The following is a 16,035-nucleotide window of genomic DNA, read 5'->3' as shown; positions in this document are numbered from 1 at the left end:
CATGCGTGTAGTTCCCAGTCTGTTGGCAGCCTCCCTCGGGTTGGCGCTGGCCGCGTGCCAGCCGGCCCAGGCACCCGCCGCTGGCGGCAATGACACCCCGCCTCCCACGCCGCAGCCAGGTGCCAGCACCGCGGGTGGCAGCGAGACCGCCTACCAGTGTGGTGATCTGAACGTGCGTGCGACCTTCAATGGCGAAGACGCGGCCACGGTGGTGATCGGCGAGCGCACCTTCGCCATGACCTCCGAACGCACGGCATCCGGCGCCAAATATGGCGATGGCCAGGGCAACAGCTTCTGGACCAGGGGCAGCGATGACGGTCTGCTGAGCCTGAAGGGCGAAGCGGATCGTGAGTGCCACGCGGTGGAGGCTGCCGAAGGCGATGGCAGTGCCGGCAACGCTGCGTTCCGTGCCACCGGCAATGAACCCGGCTGGCTTGCGGTCGTTGATGGCGACGCGCCGGGCCTGCAGGTGGAAGTCGACTATGGCGAGCGTCGCTTCGACGTGGCCAAGCCCACCGAAGGTGCTGACGGTTGGAGTGGCAAGGCGTCCGATGGCACCGACGTCAAGCTCAGCTTCCAGCGCACGACCTGCCAGGACGACATGAGTGGCGAGGCGTTCGAGGCCAAGGTGATGCTGACGGTCGGCACGCGCCAGTACCACGGCTGCGGCAATTTCGGCGCGAAGCAGCCGTAAGCCCTCTGTAGAGCCGGGCCCACGCTCGGCTGCAGTGCCTGTGCAGAGCACGAAGCAGCCGAGCGTGGGCTCGGCTCTACATCAACATTGCCGGCTCAGCCCTCGCAGGTCTTCAGGTCCAGCTCGAACACCAGATCGTAGCGGCCGTTGATCGCGATCAGCGCATCACGGATCGCACAGTCACCGCGATGACGCGCGACCAGATCAGTGAAGATCTTCTCGCGGCCCTCGCAGTACTTCGCGCTGGCCTCTTCCAGTTCGCGGCGACGCTCGTCGTCGTACGGCTCTTCGCCGGCGAAATGCTGGCAGGTGTTCTCGCGTGCGAGGAAGGCCTGCACATCGGCCGGCATCGTGCAGTAGATGCGCACGTCCTCGACGTCATACACATCCTCAGGGACCGGACAGCCGGCTGCCGCACGTGCCTTGTCCAGCGCATCGTCGCCCGAGGGCAGACCGGTCGATGGCTCCGCTTCGGTGGTGGCCTCCACGGCGGCCGGTGCCTCCGCCGCCGCCGCGGCCGTCACGGCCGGTTCGACCTGCGTGCTGCCCGGGGCGGCATCGGCAGCGCTGTCCGCTGCCTGCGGCGAACACGCCGCAAGCAGGGACAGGCAGGCGATCAGCGCCAGGCGCTTAGTCGGCACGGCCGGCGAATTCGCCGGTGGCGGTGTTCACCAGCACGCGTTCGCCGTTGACGATGTATTCCGGCACCATGATCTCGATGCCGGTGTTGAGCTTGGCCGGCTTCGGGCGCTTGGTGGCGGTGCCGCCCTTCAGTTCCGGCGGGGTCTCGATCACTTCCAGCACCACCGAGGCCGGCAGCTGGATCGCCACCGGCTGCTCGTCGATGACCTGCACGTAGATGCCGGTCAGGCCGTCGGTGATGTAGCCGGCGTCGTCGCCGATCACGTCCGCGTCCAGGGTGTAGGGGGTGTAGTCCTCGTCATCGAGGAACACGAACGCATCGCCATCCTTGTACGAATAGGTGGACTGGCGGCGCAGCAGTTCGACCTCGACCAGGTTGTCGTCGGCATCGAAGCTGGCGTCGAGCTTGTTGCCGCCCGGCACGCTGTACATGATGAAGCGGAAGCGGACGTTGCCGCCGCGACCCTGCGGCGAGCTGCGCTCGATGTCGCGGATCTGGTACACGCCGTTGTTGTACTCGACGACGTTGCCCTTCTTGATGTCGTTGGCTTTCATGGTGATCTAGGTCGTTGGGGGAGGGCGCCGTCCCGGCGCCCGGGGGGAATCACTTCGGAGCGAGGCGGGTAGCGCCGTCCAGGCGGATGGTCTCGCCGTTGAGGTAGGTGTTGCCGAGGATGAAGCCGACCAGGCTGGCGAAGTCTTCCGGCTTGCCCAGGCGCGACGGGAAGGGGATCGAGGCGGCCAGCGACTGCTGCACGGCCTCGGGCATGCCGTCGACCATCGGCGTCCAGAACACGCCAGGCGCAATCGTATTGACGCGGATGCCGAAGCGCGACAGTTCGCGCGCCATCGGCAGCGTCATCGAGACCACGCCGCCCTTGCTGGCGGCATACGCGGCCTGGCCGATCTGGCCTTCGTAGGCGGCGATGCTGGCGGTGTTGATGATCACCCCGCGCTCGCCGTCGGTGCCGGCTTCGTTGTGCTGCATGCGGTTGGCCGCGGCCTTGGCGACGTTGAAGCTGCCGACCAGGTTGACCATCACCGTGCCCTGGAAACCGGCCAGCGGCATCGGGCCCTCTTTGCCCAGCACGCGGCCGGCGCCGAGGATGCCGGCACAGTTCATCGCCACGTTGAGGCCGCCGAGGAAATCGTGGGCCTGGTCGATGGCCGCGGTCACCGCCGCCTCATCGCTGACGTTGACGTTGAAGTAGCGGGCCTTGTCGGCGCCCAGTCCGGCAACGGCGGCTGCGCCCTTGTCGTCGTTGAGGTCGAACAGGGCCACCTTGCCGCCCTGGGCGACGAGGTGCTGGGCCACGGCCAGGCCGAGGCCGGAGACGCCGCCAGTGATCACGGCACGTACGGAAGACAGCTGCATTGAACGGTCCTGCAGGTTCGAGAACCGCCGATTCTAACGGAAGCCGGGACCGTCGCCGTTGTGCACTGCGCCGCCCGGCAAGGGCGGCGCAGTGCCACCATCAACCGGCGGCGGCCAGCGCCTGGCCGGTGCGGCTGGCAGTGGCGCGGCCAAGCAGGCCGGCCAGCCAGCGCCCGGTCTCGGCCAGGGCCGGCAGGTCCACGCCGCTGTCCAGGCCCAGGCCCTGCAGCAGATAGACCACGTCCTCGCTGGCGACGTTGCCGCTGGCACCCTTCGCATACGGGCAGCCACCGGCGCCTGATACCGCGCTGTCGACCACGCGCACGCCTTCTTCCAGGCAGGTGGCGATGTTGGCGATGGCCTGGCCGTAGGTGTCGTGGAAGTGCACGGCCAGTGCCGACATCGGAATCTCGGCCGCCACCGCCTGCAGCATCGCCCTTGCCTTGCGCGGGGTGCCGACGCCGATGGTGTCGCCCAGCGAGATTTCGTAACAGCCCATCTGGTGCAGGGCGCGTGCAACACGCACCACGTCGGCCAGCGGCACTTCGCCCTGGTAGGGACAGCCGAGCACGGTCGAGACGTAGCCGCGCACGCGCACGCCATCGGCGGCGGCGCGGCGCAGGATCGGTTCGAAGCGGGCCAGCGATTCATCGATGCCGGCATTGGTGTTGGTGCGGTTGAACGCCTCGGAGGCGGCGGTGAACACCGCCACTTCCTCCACGCCCACCGCACGGGCGCGGTCGTAGCCCTGTTCGTTCGGTACCAGCACCGGGTAGTGGATGCCGGGCCGGCGCTGGATGCCGGCGTAGACCTCGGCGGCGTCGGCCAGCTGCGGGATCCACTTCGGGCTGACAAAGCTGGTCGCCTCGATGCTGCGCAGGCCGGTGGCCGACAGGCGGTTGATCAGTTCGATCTTGTCAGCGGTGGACACCGACTGCTTTTCGTTCTGCAGGCCGTCACGCGGGCCGACCTCGACAATGCGGACGTAGTCGCTCATGCGGCCACCTCGCTGACGGGGCGATGGCAGACCGCCTCGATGTTGTTGCCGTCCGGGTCGAGCACGAAGGCGCCGTAGTAGTCGGGGTGGTACCACGGGCGCAGGCCAGGCGCGCCGTTGTCGCGGCCGCCGGCGGCGAGGGCGGCGGCATGGAAGGCGTCCACCTGGTCGCGGCTGGCGCAGGCGAAGGCCACGTGCACGCCATGGCTGGCGGTGCCGCCATTGCCCAGCCAGAAGAACGGCTTGCCGTCGCTGCCGAAGCCGATGTGGTCGTGCGCGCCGGTCTGTTCGGCGGTCACTTCCATCACCACGCCGATCTGCAACGGTGCCAGGGCCTGCAGGAAGAAGGTCTTGCTGCGCGCCAGGTCGGCGCTGGTCAAACCAAGATGATCGAGCATATTCAGGCTTCCGTGACCCAGTGGGGCGCGCGCTTGTCGAGGAAGGCGCCCAGGCCTTCCTGGCCCTCGGCGGACACCCGCAGGCGCGCGATCAGGGCGGCATTATCGCGATCCAGGGTGTCGCGGTCATGGCTGTCGCGGACCTGGCGCACCAGCTGCTTGGCGGTGGACGAGGCGATCGGGCCGGCCTTGTCGAGCAGGGCCAGCTGGCGTTGCACGGCCTCGTCCAGGCGTTCGGGCTCGACCAGCTGGTGGACCAGGCCGATGCGCAGTGCGGTATCGGCGTCGAAGTGCTCGCCGGTGGCGAACCAGCGGCGGGCCTGGCGCGGGCCGATGGCCTCGATCACATAGGGCGAGATCACCGCCGGCAATAGGCCAAGGCGGCTTTCGGTCAGGCCGAAGCGGGCCGAGGTGCTGGCGATGGCGATGTCGCAGCAGGCGACCAGGCCGACGCCGCCGCCGAAGGCCGCGCCGTGGACCCGGGCCAGCGTCGGCTTGGGAAGCTCGTCCAGGGTGCGCATCAGGCGCGCCAGGGCCAGTGAGTCCTCGCGGTTGTCGGCCTCGCTGGCGGAGGCCATGCCGCGCATCCACTGCATGTCGGCACCGGCCGAGAAGGAGGCGCCGTGGCCGGCCAGCACCACCGCGCGCACCGAATCATCGCGGCCGGCGGCCTCAAGTGCAGCGGTCAGGCGGGCGATCAGCCCGGCGTCAAAGGCGTTGTGCAGCTCCGGCCGGTTCAGCCAGAGCGTGAGGGTGGCGCCGCTGCGCTCGATCTGCAAAGCATCGTTCATGGGATTCCAGGGTCACTCCATACCTGTATGGATCATAGCGGGCCATTGGTCATGGGCCATGACGCGACGCGGGAATGTTAGAATCGAGAACCATTTACATCCAGCAGAGAACACGCTAGATGACGCTGTCCGAACTGCCGCTGCACACCTCGGCCGTGGTCGAGTCCGTGCAGGACCTGCATGCCAACGATGCCATCGCCCGTCGCCTGCGCGAGCTGGGTTTCGTGAAGGGCGAGGAAGTACGCCTGGTGGCCAAGGGTCCGGTGGGGGGCGAGCCGCTGCTGGTGCAGGTCGGGTTCACCCGGTTCGCGCTGCGGATCAGTGAAGCCAAGCGCGTCGTTGTTGACGCCGCCAGCCAGGAACGACGTGCATGACCGCCACTGCCACTACCGCCCCCCTGCGCGTTGCGCTGGTCGGTAATCCGAACAGCGGCAAGACCGCACTGTTCAACCAGCTGACCGGGAGCCGGCAGAAGGTCGCCAATTACACCGGCGTCACCGTCGAGCGCAAGGAAGGCCGCCTGCGTGCGCCGTCCGGCCGCGAGTTCGCCGTGCTCGATCTGCCGGGCGCCTACAGCCTGCAGCCGGCGAGCCTGGACGAGGCGATCACCCGCGACCTGTGCCGGGGCTTCTACCCGGGTGAGGCCGCGCCGGACGTGCTGCTGTGCGTGATTGACGCCACCAACCTGCGCCTGCACCTGCGTTTCGCGCTGGAACTGCGCGAACTGGGCAAGCCGATGGTGGTGGCCCTGAACATGGTCGATGCCGCCCAGCGCCGTGGCATCCAGGTGGATGTGGCCGCGCTGGAGCGCGAGCTGGGCGTGCCGGTGGTGGAGACCGTGGCGGTGCGCAAGCAGGGTGCCAAGGCCCTGGTCGAGCGCCTGGACGCGATGGTGCCGCACCTGGATGCACCGGTGCCGGGCCCGGAAGGCGGCATCGACTACCACGCCAAGGTGCGCCAGATCCTTGCGGTGGCCGTGCGCATGCCCGCACGTACCGCGAAGATCGATGACGCGCTGGACCGCTGGCTGCTGCACCCGGTGTTCGGCCTGGTCAGCCTGTCGGTGGTGATGTTCCTGATATTCCAGGCGGTGTACGCCTGGGCGACGCCGCTGATGGATGGCATCGAAGCCGCCTTCGCCTGGCTTGGCCAGTTCGTCGGCAGCGTGCTGCCGGAAGGGCCGCTGGCCAGCCTGCTCACCGACGGCATCATCGCCGGCGTCGGCGGCGTGGTGGTGTTTCTGCCGCAGATCCTGATCCTGTTCTTCTTCATCCTGGTGCTGGAGGAATCCGGCTACCTGCCGCGCGCGGCGTTCCTGCTCGACCGCATGATGGCCGCCGCCGGGCTGTCCGGCCGCTCGTTCATCCCGCTGCTGTCCAGCTTTGCCTGCGCAGTGCCGGGCATCATGTCCACGCGCAGCATCCAGGACCCACGTGACCGCCTGGCCACGATCCTGGTGGCGCCGCTGATGACCTGTTCCGCACGCCTGCCGGTGTACGCGCTGCTGATCGGTGCGTTCATTCCGCAGAAGACGGTATGGGGCGTGTTCAACCAGCAGGGCCTGGTGCTGTTCGGCCTGTACGCGGCGGGCATCCTCAGTGCGCTGGCGATGTCGTGGATCATGAAGAAGTGGCGTCGCGACAAGAGCGAGCACCCGCTGATGCTGGAGCTGCCGTCGTACCGCCTGCCGCACGTGCGCGACCTGGCCGTGGGCCTGTACGAGCGCGGCATGATCTTCCTCAAGCGCGTCGGCGGCATCATCCTGGCGCTGACCATCCTGCTGTGGGTGCTGCTGTCGTTCCCGGCCGCGCCGGTCGGCGCCACCATGCCCGCGATCGATTACAGCTACGCCGGCCAGATCGGCCATGCGATGGCGGTGTTCTTCGCGCCGCTGGGCTTCAACTGGCAGATCTGCATCGCACTGATCCCGGGCCTGGCCGCACGCGAAGTGGCAGTATCGTCGCTGGCCACGGTCTACGCGCTGTCCGCGGCCGATGACGATGCCGCCAGCCAGGCGCTGACCCCGCTGATCAGCGACGGCTGGTCGCTGGCCACCGCACTGTCGCTGCTGGTCTGGTACATCTACGCACCGATGTGCATCTCGACGCTGGCCACCATCAAGCGCGAGACCAACTCGTGGAAGCAGATGGGCTTCGCCGCGTTCTACCTGTTCGCAGCGGCCTATGTGGCCGCGCTGATCACCTACCAGGTGACCAAGGCGCTGGGAGGCGGCTGATGGATACCGGCCTGCTGATCCAGTACCTGATCATCGCGGTGGCCGTGCTGGTCAGTGCCTGGGTGGTGTTGAAGAAGCAGTTCCCGGGCACTGTGCGCAAGCTGCGCGGTGTGCTGGCATTGGCCCTGCTGAAGCCGGGCCGTCCCGGCTGGATGCAGGCGCTGGGGCGGAAGATCGCGCCACCAGCTACGGGCGGCGGTGGCGCCTGTGGTGGCTGCGACAGCTGCGGGCCGACGCCGCCGAAGCAGCACTGACGCTGCTTTTCCTGCCCTGGAGGGTGCGAACCCTGGTTCGCACGCTTGCGGGGTTCATCCACGCATGGCGTGGATCTACCGAACGTCGGCCGGGTTCAGACCTCCTTGCGGATGATCGCGCGAAAGCGTCCTTCCTGCTGCATCCGCCGTACCGAGGCGCGGTTTCCGTGGGCTGCGACGAAGCGCAGGACATCGCGAAAGGCATCCAGCAGCAGGCGCTTCATCGCGCTGCGGTCGCCGGCCTCGAGCAGGTCATGGAGATCCTGCTGGGTGAAGGCCCGGCGCAGCCCTGGCGTCTCTTCGATCCGCCAGTCCACATGGGGCGTGGGAATGCTGGTGCGGTATCTGAAGGCCTTCTCGAGGTCGCACGGTTCAAGCGTGTGCTCAAGCAGCTCCGCGAAGTAGAGCCCGGCATTCACATAGAAGCCCCTGCCGTGACTGGCGGCCTGGTGATTTACGACAAGCGAAGCGCCGTCCAGCAACCGGTAGCGGGTGGTCGTTGTTCCGGCAAAGCCTGTTTTCCTTGCACATCTGCTGAAGACTGTCGCGGATTTCATGCGTTCTGTCCGAGCCGGAAGAAGGGCCCACAGCCTTGAGGCGCAATGATTCCAGATCAATTGGCAAATGCGACACGCGCAGCGAGCGCCCCGGGTGGGTGCGATCCTTCCAGGTGGGTGCGAACCTTGGTTCGCACGCCTTGCCCATGGCCTGAATCTATCGAGCCCGCGCTCCCAGATCTGCTGCCACCGTCAGCCAGCGCTCTCGCTGCGCCGGGGTGCTGCCGCGAACCGCACCGAGGCGGCTGACGCGCACCGGGCGGATGCCGCAGAACTCCAGGATGGTGGCGCGGATCTGGACGATGCCCGGGTCGCGGTAGATCCAGCGGTAGTACCAGGGGGGCGTGTCCAGCGTGGTGATCACCCGTGCACTGCGCCCGGCCAGCAGGCGATCCCACCACACCGAATCACGCCTGTAGCGGAAGGCGTACCCCGGCAGCAGCACGCGATCGAAGAAGCCCTTCAGCAGGGCCGGCATCGCGCCCCACCAGGTGGGGTAGACCAGTACCAGATGATCGCAGGCCTCGATCGCATCGGCGGCGTCCTGCAGATCGGGTTCAAGCGGCTGGATCTGGCGATAGCCGTGCCGCAACACCGGGTCGAATTCGAGCTCGCCCAGTGCGATCAGGCGTACCTGGTGGCCTGCGTTCTCGGCGGCGGTGGCGTAGCGCTGGGCGAGAGCGCCGCACAGGCTGTCGCGGTCGGGATGGCCCAGCAGGATCAGGATGGAACGGGACACGGCAACCTCGGGCAGTGGAAAGTGCGCGAGGGTGCAGTCTGCCCCTGGGGCAGAGTCAAGCCGGGGTGGTGCAGCCGTTGGGGTCCAGCACGCAGTCACCGCGGCCGGCATGCAGCCATTGCCGGAGTTCGTCGCTGACCTGTCGCAGGGCGAGTTCGACCTGTTCCAGTCGTGCCCGTTCACTGGCGATGTGGCTACGCTGCTGCTCCAGCAAGGCCAGTACCGCGGGCCAGTCGAGCTGCCCGTCACGGCCCTGCAGGCGGGAAATCGCAGCCAGCGTGATGCCCAGCGCCAACGCCTGGCGGATCAGCTGCACCCAGGCTACGTCCTGTTCGCTGTAGTCGCGATAGCGGTTCACGCGTGGCACCGGCGGCAGCAGCCCGCGTGCCTCGTACAGGCGGATGGCTTTGGCGCTGGCACCGGTCAGGCGGCTGACCTCGGAAATGCGCATCGGCTCAGTCCCGCACCAGTCCGCCGTCCACCACCAGGTTCTGGCCGGTCACCGCGCGCGACCACGGGCTGGCGAAGAACAGCGCGGCATCGGCGAACTCGGCCGGGGTGGTGACGCTGCGCAGTGGCGTGTTGGCGGCGATGTAGTCGAACACCGCTTCGGGTGTGGCGGCACTGGCATCGGTGGTGCGCAGCAGTCCGCCGGACAGCATGTTCACGGTGATCCCGTGCGGGCCGAGGTCACCGGCCAGGGTGCGGGTCAGTGACAGCAGTGCGGCCTTGGCTGCGGTGTAGTCGTGGTAGGGCACCACCGGGTTCTGGAACAGGTTGGTGCCGACGTTGATGACGCGGCCGAAACGCCGGGCCTGCATGCCGGGCAGGGCAGCCTGCACGGTGTTCAGTGCGCCGCGCACGCTGCCCTCGAACTGGGCCTGGAAGGCCGGCCAGCCGATGTCTGCGGCATTGTCGCGGGCATCGCCATTGAACGAGAACGCCGCCAGCGCGTTGTTGACCACGGTGGTTACGCCTTGCCCGAAGTGGGCCAGTGCCTGCTGCAGCATCGCATCGACCTGGGCGCGGTCGGTGACGTCGGCCGGCAGTGCGATCGCCTGTCCACCGAGCCCGGCAGCCAGGGCACGTGCGGCGCCTTCGCTTCGGTGGTAATTGACGATGACGCGCGCGCCCTGTGCGGCGAAGGCGCGGGCGATGTGCTGGCCAAGCCCGCGCCCGGCACCGGTGACCAGCACCAGCTGTTCGCTGATCTGCATGAGGGAGCTGCCATCCATTGCATGAAAGGGCATGCAGCGTAGCAGCGATGGCGCTTGCCGGAGCGGGCGTGCTGCCGCTAGCCTGCAGGCATGAACCAGACTCCCCTGCGATTGCTCATTCACGGCGCCTCCGGGCGCATGGGCCAGGCCCTGCTGCGGTTGGCCGTCGAACATCCCGAAACGCTGCAGATCGTGGCCGCGGTGACCGGCCGTGCGCCGGCCCAGCGCGTGGTCGATGGCGTACCGTTCTTCGCTGCCAGTGAGCTGCCCGGTGCGCCGGCATTCGACGTGGCGATCGACTTCAGCCTGCCGGAGGGTTTCAACCCGATGCTGGCGCTGTGCGTGGAGCGAGGCGCGGGCCTGGTCTCGGGCACGACCGGGATCTCCAGCACGCAGCGCCAGGCGCTGGAGGCGGCGGCGGCGAAGATCCCGCTGGTCTGGGCCTCGAATTTCAGCCTGGGCGTGGCGGTACTGGACGAGCTGGTCGAGCGCGCGGCGCAGGCGCTGGCCGGCTGGGACTGCGACATTGTCGAATCGCACCATACCCAGAAGAAGGATGCGCCTTCGGGCACCGCGCTGACCCTGGGTGCCGCCGCGCAACGGGGCGGGGCGGAGCCGCACTACGCCAGCCTGCGTGCCGGTGACATCGTCGGTGAGCATCTGGTCCAGTTTACCGGCCTGGGTGAGCGCATCGAACTGGTGCATCGGGCCACCAACCGCGACATCTTTGCCCGTGGCGCGCTGTTCGCCGCCCGCCGGCTGCACGGTCGCGCGCCGGGCAGCTACCGCGTGCGGGATCTGCTGGCGTAAGGCGGGCTGATTCCTGGGGTCGGAGCCCTTTCCAGCGGAAACGGCTCTGACATCCTAGGGCGCCTGGGGTCAGAGCCTTTCCCGTTCGGGAAAGGATCCGACCCCGCGTCCGGCCCGCATACGCCGCCGGATTGAAATGAATACGCAATCGCCTGTTCATGAAGCGCGATAACCGCTGGCGCGAGCGCCCCGTCAGCGCTACAATTCGCACTCGCCGAATCACGAAAGCCGGACCGGTCCCAGACCGTACGTCCGCGCTTTTTTGCAACCGGATTTCCGTGAAGCGCAGGCGTGACTTCGGCAGCCCCCTCGGTAGCCAAAGTGAGATTCCCGTGACCCAAGCCGCAATCCTCGTCCTCGAAGACGGCACCGTATTCGAGGGCGAATCCGTAGGCGCGCCCGGCCTGTCCGTCGGTGAGGTGGTGTTCAACACCGCCATGACCGGCTATCAGGAAGTGTTGACCGACCCGTCCTACGCCCGGCAGATGGTCACGCTGACCTATCCGCATATCGGAAATACCGGCATGACCGACCAGGACAATGAAGCGTCCAAGGTGTGGTCGGCCGGCCTGATCGTGCGCGATGTTCCGCGCCGCCCCAGCAACTGGCGCAGCCAGGTGTCGCTGCAGGATTGGCTGATCCAGCGTGGCGTGGTCGCCATCGCCGGCATCGACACCCGCAAGCTGACCCGCATCCTGCGCGAGAAGGGCGCACAGAACGGTGCGTTGATGGCCGGTGACATCGACGTGGAAAAGGCACTGGAAGCCGCCCGCAAGTTCCCGGGGCTGAAGGGCATGGATCTGGCCAAGGTTGTCACTACCGAGAAGACCTACACCTGGACCGAGGGCCAGCTGGACCTGGATGCCAATGCCTTCGTCAGCGTGCCGGCGAAGTTCAAGGTCGTGGCCTACGATTTCGGCGTGAAGACCAATATCCTGCGCATGCTGGCCGAGCGCGGCTGCGAAGTGACCGTGGTGCCGGCGCAGACCCCGGCCGCCGAGGTGCTGGCACTGAAGCCGGATGGTGTGTTCCTGTCCAACGGCCCGGGTGACCCGGAACCGTGCAACTACGCCATCGACGCGATCAAGGCCTTCATCGACGTGAAGATCCCGACCTTCGGCATCTGCCTGGGCCATCAGCTGCTCGGCCTGGCCTCGGGCGCGAAGACCATGAAGATGGGCCATGGCCACCACGGTGCCAACCACCCGGTGCAGGACCTGGACAGCGGCCGGGTGATGATCACCTCGCAGAACCACGGCTTCGCGATCGATGAAGCGACCCTGCCGCCGACCCTGCGCGTGACCCACCGTTCGCTGTTCGATGGCACCAACCAGGGTGTCGCCCGCACCGACGTGCCGGCGTTCTCGTTCCAGGGCCACCCGGAAGCGTCGCCGGGCCCGACCGACGTCGGTCCGTTGTTCGACCGCTTCGTGGTGCTGATGGAGCAGGCCAAGGCGTGATCAGTACGCCGCCGGCCTCCCGGTGGCGTCGCGATGGACCGTAAACCCCGCATCGCTGCTGCCCCCGGCGCGGCGCTGCGGATCAAGATTCCTGATCGACAGCGTGCGATCACTCCCCCTTGTCACGCTGTACTGACTTAGAGAAGAAAATGCCCAAGCGCACTGACCTCAAGACCATCCTCATCATCGGTGCTGGCCCGATCGTCATCGGCCAGGCCTGCGAGTTTGACTACTCCGGCGCCCAGGCCTGCAAGGCCCTGCGTGACGAGGGTTACCGCGTGGTGCTGGTCAACAGCAACCCGGCCACGATCATGACCGACCCGGAGATGGCCGACGCCGTCTACATCGAGCCGATCAACTGGCAGACGGTCGAGAAGATCATCGCCAAGGAAAAGCCCGACGCGCTGCTGCCGACCATGGGTGGCCAGACCGCGCTGAACTGCGCGCTGGACCTTGCCGACAACGGCGTGCTGGAGAAGTACAACGTCGAACTGATCGGCGCCAAGCGCGAAGCGATCCGCATGGCCGAAGATCGCGAGCTGTTCCGCGTGGCCATGGGTGAGATCGGCCTGGAATGCCCGACCGCCGCCGTCGCCCACACCCTGGACGAAGCGCTGGAGATCCAGACCCGCGTCGGCTACCCGACCATCATCCGCCCCAGCTTCACCCTGGGCGGCAGCGGTGGCGGCATCGCCTACAACCGCGAAGAGCTGGTCGAGATCGTCAGCCGCGGCCTGGAACTGTCGCCGACCACCGAAGTGCTGGTGGAAGAGTCGGTGCTGGGCTGGAAGGAGTTCGAGATGGAAGTGGTCCGCGATACGGCGGACAACTGCATCATCGTCTGCTCGATCGAAAACCTGGACCCGATGGGCGTGCACACCGGTGACTCGATCACCGTGGCGCCGGCGCAGACCCTGACCGACAAGGAATACCAGCGCCTGCGCGATGCCTCCATCGCCGTGCTGCGCAAGATCGGCGTCGATACCGGTGGCTCGAACGTGCAGTTTGGTATCAACCCGAAGACCGGCCGCGTGGTCGTCATCGAGATGAATCCGCGTGTGTCGCGTTCCTCGGCGCTGGCCTCGAAGGCCACCGGCTTCCCGATTGCCAAGGTCGCCGCGAAGCTGGCCGTGGGCTACACCCTGGACGAACTGAAGAACGAGATCACCGGCGGCCTGACCCCGGCGTCGTTCGAGCCGTCCATCGACTACGTCGTCACCAAGATCCCGCGCTTCGCATTCGAGAAGTTCCCGGCCGCCGATGCCCGCCTGACCACCCAGATGAAGTCGGTGGGCGAGGTGATGGCGATGGGCCGTACCTTCCAGGAGTCGGTGCAGAAGGCGCTGCGCGGCCTGGAAACCGGCAAGGTCGGCTTCGATCCGACCGGCCTGGACCTGGGCAATGAAGAAGACCTGCAGACCCTGCGCCGCGAACTGAAGGCACCGGGTCCGGAGCGCCTGTTCTTCGTCGCTGATGCGTTCCGCGCCGGCATGAGCGTTGAAGAAATCTACGCACTGTCGTTCATCGATCACTGGTTCCTGGACCAGATCGAGGAAATCATCGCCGCGGAAACCGCCGTCGCCGCCGATGGCATCGACGCGCTGGACGCCGCGCGCCTGCGCAAGCTGAAGCGCGCCGGTTTCTCCGACGCGCGCCTGGCGCAGCTGACCGGTACCAACGAAGCCGCCATCCGCGCGCTGCGTCGTGCGCACAAGGTGCGCCCGGTCTACAAGCGCGTCGACTCCTGTGCCGGTGAATTCTCCACCGGTACCGCCTACCTGTACTCGACCTACGAGGACGAGTGCGAGGCTGCGCCGAGCAACCGCGACAAGATCATGATCCTGGGCGGTGGCCCGAACCGCATCGGCCAGGGCATCGAGTTCGATTACTGCTGCGTGCACGCGGCACTGGCGCTGCGCGAGGATGGTTATGAAACCATCATGGTCAACTGCAACCCGGAAACCGTGTCGACCGACTACGACACTTCCGACCGCCTGTACTTCGAGCCGCTGACCCTGGAAGACGTGCTGGAAATCGTCGAGCTGGAACAGCCGAAGGGCGTGATCGTGCAGTACGGCGGCCAGACCCCGCTGAAGCTTGCGCGCGCGCTGGAAGCCAACGGCGTGCCGGTGATCGGCACCAGCCCGGACTCGATCGACCTGGCCGAAGACCGCGAGCGCTTCCAGCAGCTGGTGGACAAGCTGGGCCTGAAGCAGCCGCCGAACCGCATCGCCCGCAACGACCAGGAAGCCTTGCTGCTGGCCCGCGAGATCGGCTACCCGCTGGTGGTGCGCCCGAGCTACGTGCTGGGCGGCCGTGCGATGGAAATCGTCTACGGCGAAGCCGATCTGGCCCGCTACGTGCGCGACGCGGTGAAGGTGTCCAACGATTCGCCGGTGCTGTTGGACCGCTTCCTCGACAACGCGGTCGAGTGCGACGTCGACATCATCGCCGACAAGGATGGCAACGTCCTGATCGGCGGCGTGATGGAGCACATCGAAGAAGCCGGCGTGCACTCGGGCGATTCCTCGTGCTCGCTGCCGCCGTACTCGCTGTCCGCTGAAACCCAGGCCGAGCTGCGCCGCCAGGTGGTGGAGCTGGCCAAGGCCCTGAACGTGGTCGGCCTGATGAACACCCAGTTCGCAATCCAGACCAGCGACGAAGGTGCCGACACCATCTACCTGCTGGAAGTGAACCCGCGTGCCTCGCGCACCGTGCCGTTCGTGTCCAAGGCCACCGGCATGCCGCTGGCGAAGATCGCCGCCCGCTGCATGGCTGGCAAGAGCCTGGCCGAGCAGGGCGCGACCAAGGAAATCGTGCCGGACTACTACTCGGTGAAGGAAGCGATCTTCCCGTTCGCCAAGTTCCAGGGCGTCGACCCGATCCTCGGGCCGGAGATGCGCTCCACCGGTGAGGTGATGGGCGTCGGCCGCACCTTCAACGCCGCTTTTGCGCGTGCGCAGGAAGCCGGTGGCATCAAGGCGCCGCCGGTCGGCAAGGCCTTCGTCTCGGTGCGCGATCCGGACAAGAAGCGCGTGCTGCCGGTGGCCAAGGCCCTGCTGGCGCGCGGCTACAGCCTGGTCGCCACCCGTGGCACCGCCGCGTGGCTGCAGCAGCACGGCATGGACTGCGAGATCATCAACAAGGTGGTCGAAGGCCGTCCGCACATCGTCGACTCGATCAAGAACGGCGAGATCGTCTACATCGTCAACACGACCGAAGGTCGTTCGGCGATCAACGACTCGTTCTCGATCCGTCGCGAGGCGCTGCAGCACCGCGTCACCTACTCGACCACCATTGCCGGCGCCAAGGCGCTGGTGGATTCACTGGAATTCCGCGGTACCGGCCCCGTCTGGTCGCTGCAGGAGCTGCACAAGGAGTTGAATGCATGAGAGCACCGATCACCATGAAGGGCGCGCAGAAGCTGCGCGATGAGCTGGATCACCTGAAGTCGGTCAAGCGCCCGAAAGTCATTGCGGCCATCGCCGAAGCGCGTGAGCACGGCGACCTGAAGGAGAATGCCGAGTACCACGCCGCGCGCGAGGAGCAGGGCTTCATCGAAGGGCGCATCAAGCAGCTGGAAGGCGAGCTGTCGCACGCCGAGATCATCGACGTGAGCAAGCTCAACGCCGGCTCCAAGGTGGTGTTCGGCGCCAGCGTGACGCTGGCTGACGTGGAAACCGACGAAGAGAAGAAGTACCAGATCGTCGGTGACCTGGAAGCGGACATCAAGCTGGGCCTGATCGCGATTTCCTCGCCTGTGGCGCGCGCGATGATCGGCAAGCTGGAAGGCGATTCGATCGTGATCGACGCCCCGGCCGGCCAGCGCGAGTACGAGATCGTCAGCGTCAGCTACGTGGACTGA

18 protein-coding genes are annotated in these 16,035 nt (G+C 67.1%); 8 read left to right on the top strand and 10 right to left on the bottom strand.

What is annotated here, in order from left to right:
• Position 1 precedes the first annotated feature (1 nt).
• Complete coding sequence (locus tag ACZK0Z_RS12855) at positions 2 to 694, top strand: COG3650 family protein (protein ID WP_049427498.1); 693 nt, start codon at positions 2 to 4, stop codon at positions 692 to 694.
• A 95-nt stretch (positions 695 to 789) separates the two neighbouring features.
• On the opposite strand, the gene ACZK0Z_RS12850 is transcribed toward ACZK0Z_RS12855, so the two are convergent.
• The 6 genes from ACZK0Z_RS12850 to ACZK0Z_RS12825 all read right to left on the bottom strand — a co-directional run bounded on the left by ACZK0Z_RS12850 (position 790) and on the right by ACZK0Z_RS12825 (position 4,897).
• A complete protein-coding gene (locus tag ACZK0Z_RS12850; protein WP_049427499.1) occupies positions 790 to 1,335 on the bottom strand; it encodes a hypothetical protein in 546 nt (181 codons plus the stop codon).
• Complete coding sequence (gene yeiP, locus ACZK0Z_RS12845) at positions 1,325 to 1,891, bottom strand: elongation factor P-like protein YeiP (protein WP_005409468.1); 567 nt, start codon at positions 1,889 to 1,891, stop codon at positions 1,325 to 1,327. The genes ACZK0Z_RS12850 and yeiP overlap by 11 nt, the downstream gene beginning before the upstream one ends.
• 49 nt (positions 1,892 to 1,940) lie before the next feature.
• On the bottom strand, positions 1,941 to 2,711 hold the full coding sequence (locus ACZK0Z_RS12840) for an SDR family oxidoreductase (RefSeq protein WP_111113408.1): 771 nt from the start codon (positions 2,709 to 2,711) through the stop codon (positions 1,941 to 1,943).
• A 100-nt stretch (positions 2,712 to 2,811) separates the two neighbouring features.
• Positions 2,812 to 3,708 (bottom strand): hydroxymethylglutaryl-CoA lyase, encoded by an 897-nt coding sequence (locus ACZK0Z_RS12835; RefSeq protein WP_197632622.1) that lies wholly within the window; start codon positions 3,706 to 3,708, stop codon positions 2,812 to 2,814.
• Positions 3,705 to 4,106, bottom strand: coding sequence for a VOC family protein (locus ACZK0Z_RS12830; RefSeq protein WP_075674578.1), 402 nt, complete (start codon positions 4,104 to 4,106; stop codon positions 3,705 to 3,707). The genes ACZK0Z_RS12835 and ACZK0Z_RS12830 overlap by 4 nt, the downstream gene beginning before the upstream one ends.
• A gap of 2 nt (positions 4,107 to 4,108) precedes the next feature.
• Positions 4,109 to 4,897 (bottom strand): enoyl-CoA hydratase-related protein, encoded by a 789-nt coding sequence (locus tag ACZK0Z_RS12825; protein WP_197632623.1) that lies wholly within the window; start codon positions 4,895 to 4,897, stop codon positions 4,109 to 4,111.
• 119 nt (positions 4,898 to 5,016) lie between these two features.
• On the opposite strand from ACZK0Z_RS12825, the gene ACZK0Z_RS12820 reads away from it, so the two are divergent.
• The 3 genes from ACZK0Z_RS12820 to ACZK0Z_RS12810 are packed head-to-tail and all read left to right on the top strand — an operon-like array spanning position 5,017 to position 7,387.
• Positions 5,017 to 5,271: a FeoA family protein gene (locus tag ACZK0Z_RS12820; RefSeq protein WP_005409473.1), complete on the top strand. Its 255-nt coding sequence runs from the start codon at positions 5,017 to 5,019 to the stop codon at positions 5,269 to 5,271.
• Positions 5,268 to 7,133 carry a ferrous iron transporter B gene (feoB, locus tag ACZK0Z_RS12815; RefSeq protein ID WP_100443538.1) on the top strand — a complete coding sequence of 622 codons (1,866 nt, stop codon included), beginning with the start codon at positions 5,268 to 5,270 and terminating at the stop codon, positions 7,131 to 7,133. The genes ACZK0Z_RS12820 and feoB overlap by 4 nt, the downstream gene beginning before the upstream one ends.
• Complete coding sequence (locus ACZK0Z_RS12810; RefSeq protein WP_049429093.1) at positions 7,133 to 7,387, top strand: DUF6587 family protein; 255 nt, start codon at positions 7,133 to 7,135, stop codon at positions 7,385 to 7,387. The genes feoB and ACZK0Z_RS12810 overlap by 1 nt, the downstream gene beginning before the upstream one ends.
• A 95-nt stretch (positions 7,388 to 7,482) precedes the next feature.
• On the opposite strand, the gene ACZK0Z_RS12805 is transcribed toward ACZK0Z_RS12810, so the two are convergent.
• The 4 genes from ACZK0Z_RS12805 to ACZK0Z_RS12790 form a co-directional block, all read right to left on the bottom strand.
• Positions 7,483 to 7,944 (bottom strand): DUF4304 domain-containing protein, encoded by a 462-nt coding sequence (locus tag ACZK0Z_RS12805; protein ID WP_049429092.1) that lies wholly within the window; start codon positions 7,942 to 7,944, stop codon positions 7,483 to 7,485.
• 157 nt (positions 7,945 to 8,101) lie between these two features.
• On the bottom strand, positions 8,102 to 8,683 hold the full coding sequence (locus ACZK0Z_RS12800; RefSeq protein WP_197632624.1) for an NAD(P)H-dependent oxidoreductase: 582 nt from the start codon (positions 8,681 to 8,683) through the stop codon (positions 8,102 to 8,104).
• 55 nt (positions 8,684 to 8,738) lie between these two features.
• On the bottom strand, positions 8,739 to 9,134 hold the full coding sequence (locus tag ACZK0Z_RS12795; protein WP_049429090.1) for a MerR family transcriptional regulator: 396 nt from the start codon (positions 9,132 to 9,134) through the stop codon (positions 8,739 to 8,741).
• 4 nt (positions 9,135 to 9,138) lie between these two features.
• Complete coding sequence (locus tag ACZK0Z_RS12790) at positions 9,139 to 9,900, bottom strand: 3-oxoacyl-ACP reductase (protein ID WP_197620418.1); 762 nt, start codon at positions 9,898 to 9,900, stop codon at positions 9,139 to 9,141.
• A gap of 138 nt (positions 9,901 to 10,038) precedes the next feature.
• On the opposite strand from ACZK0Z_RS12790, the gene ACZK0Z_RS12785 reads away from it, so the two are divergent.
• The 4 genes from ACZK0Z_RS12785 (at position 10,039) to greA (ending at position 16,035) form a co-directional block, all read left to right on the top strand.
• The gene (locus ACZK0Z_RS12785; protein WP_404830272.1) at positions 10,039 to 10,710 is read left to right on the top strand and encodes a 4-hydroxy-tetrahydrodipicolinate reductase; all 672 of its coding nucleotides are present in this window, start codon (positions 10,039 to 10,041) and stop codon (positions 10,708 to 10,710) included.
• A gap of 332 nt (positions 10,711 to 11,042) precedes the next feature.
• The gene (gene carA, locus ACZK0Z_RS12780; RefSeq protein ID WP_049429087.1) at positions 11,043 to 12,170 is read left to right on the top strand and encodes a glutamine-hydrolyzing carbamoyl-phosphate synthase small subunit; all 1,128 of its coding nucleotides are present in this window, start codon (positions 11,043 to 11,045) and stop codon (positions 12,168 to 12,170) included.
• Between the two features lie 149 nt (positions 12,171 to 12,319).
• On the top strand, positions 12,320 to 15,562 hold the full coding sequence (carB, locus tag ACZK0Z_RS12775; protein WP_197632626.1) for a carbamoyl-phosphate synthase large subunit: 3,243 nt from the start codon (positions 12,320 to 12,322) through the stop codon (positions 15,560 to 15,562).
• An 8-nt stretch (positions 15,563 to 15,570) separates the two neighbouring features.
• Positions 15,571 to 16,035, top strand: coding sequence for a transcription elongation factor GreA (greA, locus tag ACZK0Z_RS12770; protein WP_026347191.1), 465 nt, complete (start codon positions 15,571 to 15,573; stop codon positions 16,033 to 16,035).

Source organism: Stenotrophomonas sp. 116085_Sma (assembly GCF_056479585.1).
This window is presented reverse-complemented; position numbering and strand designations above follow the sequence as displayed.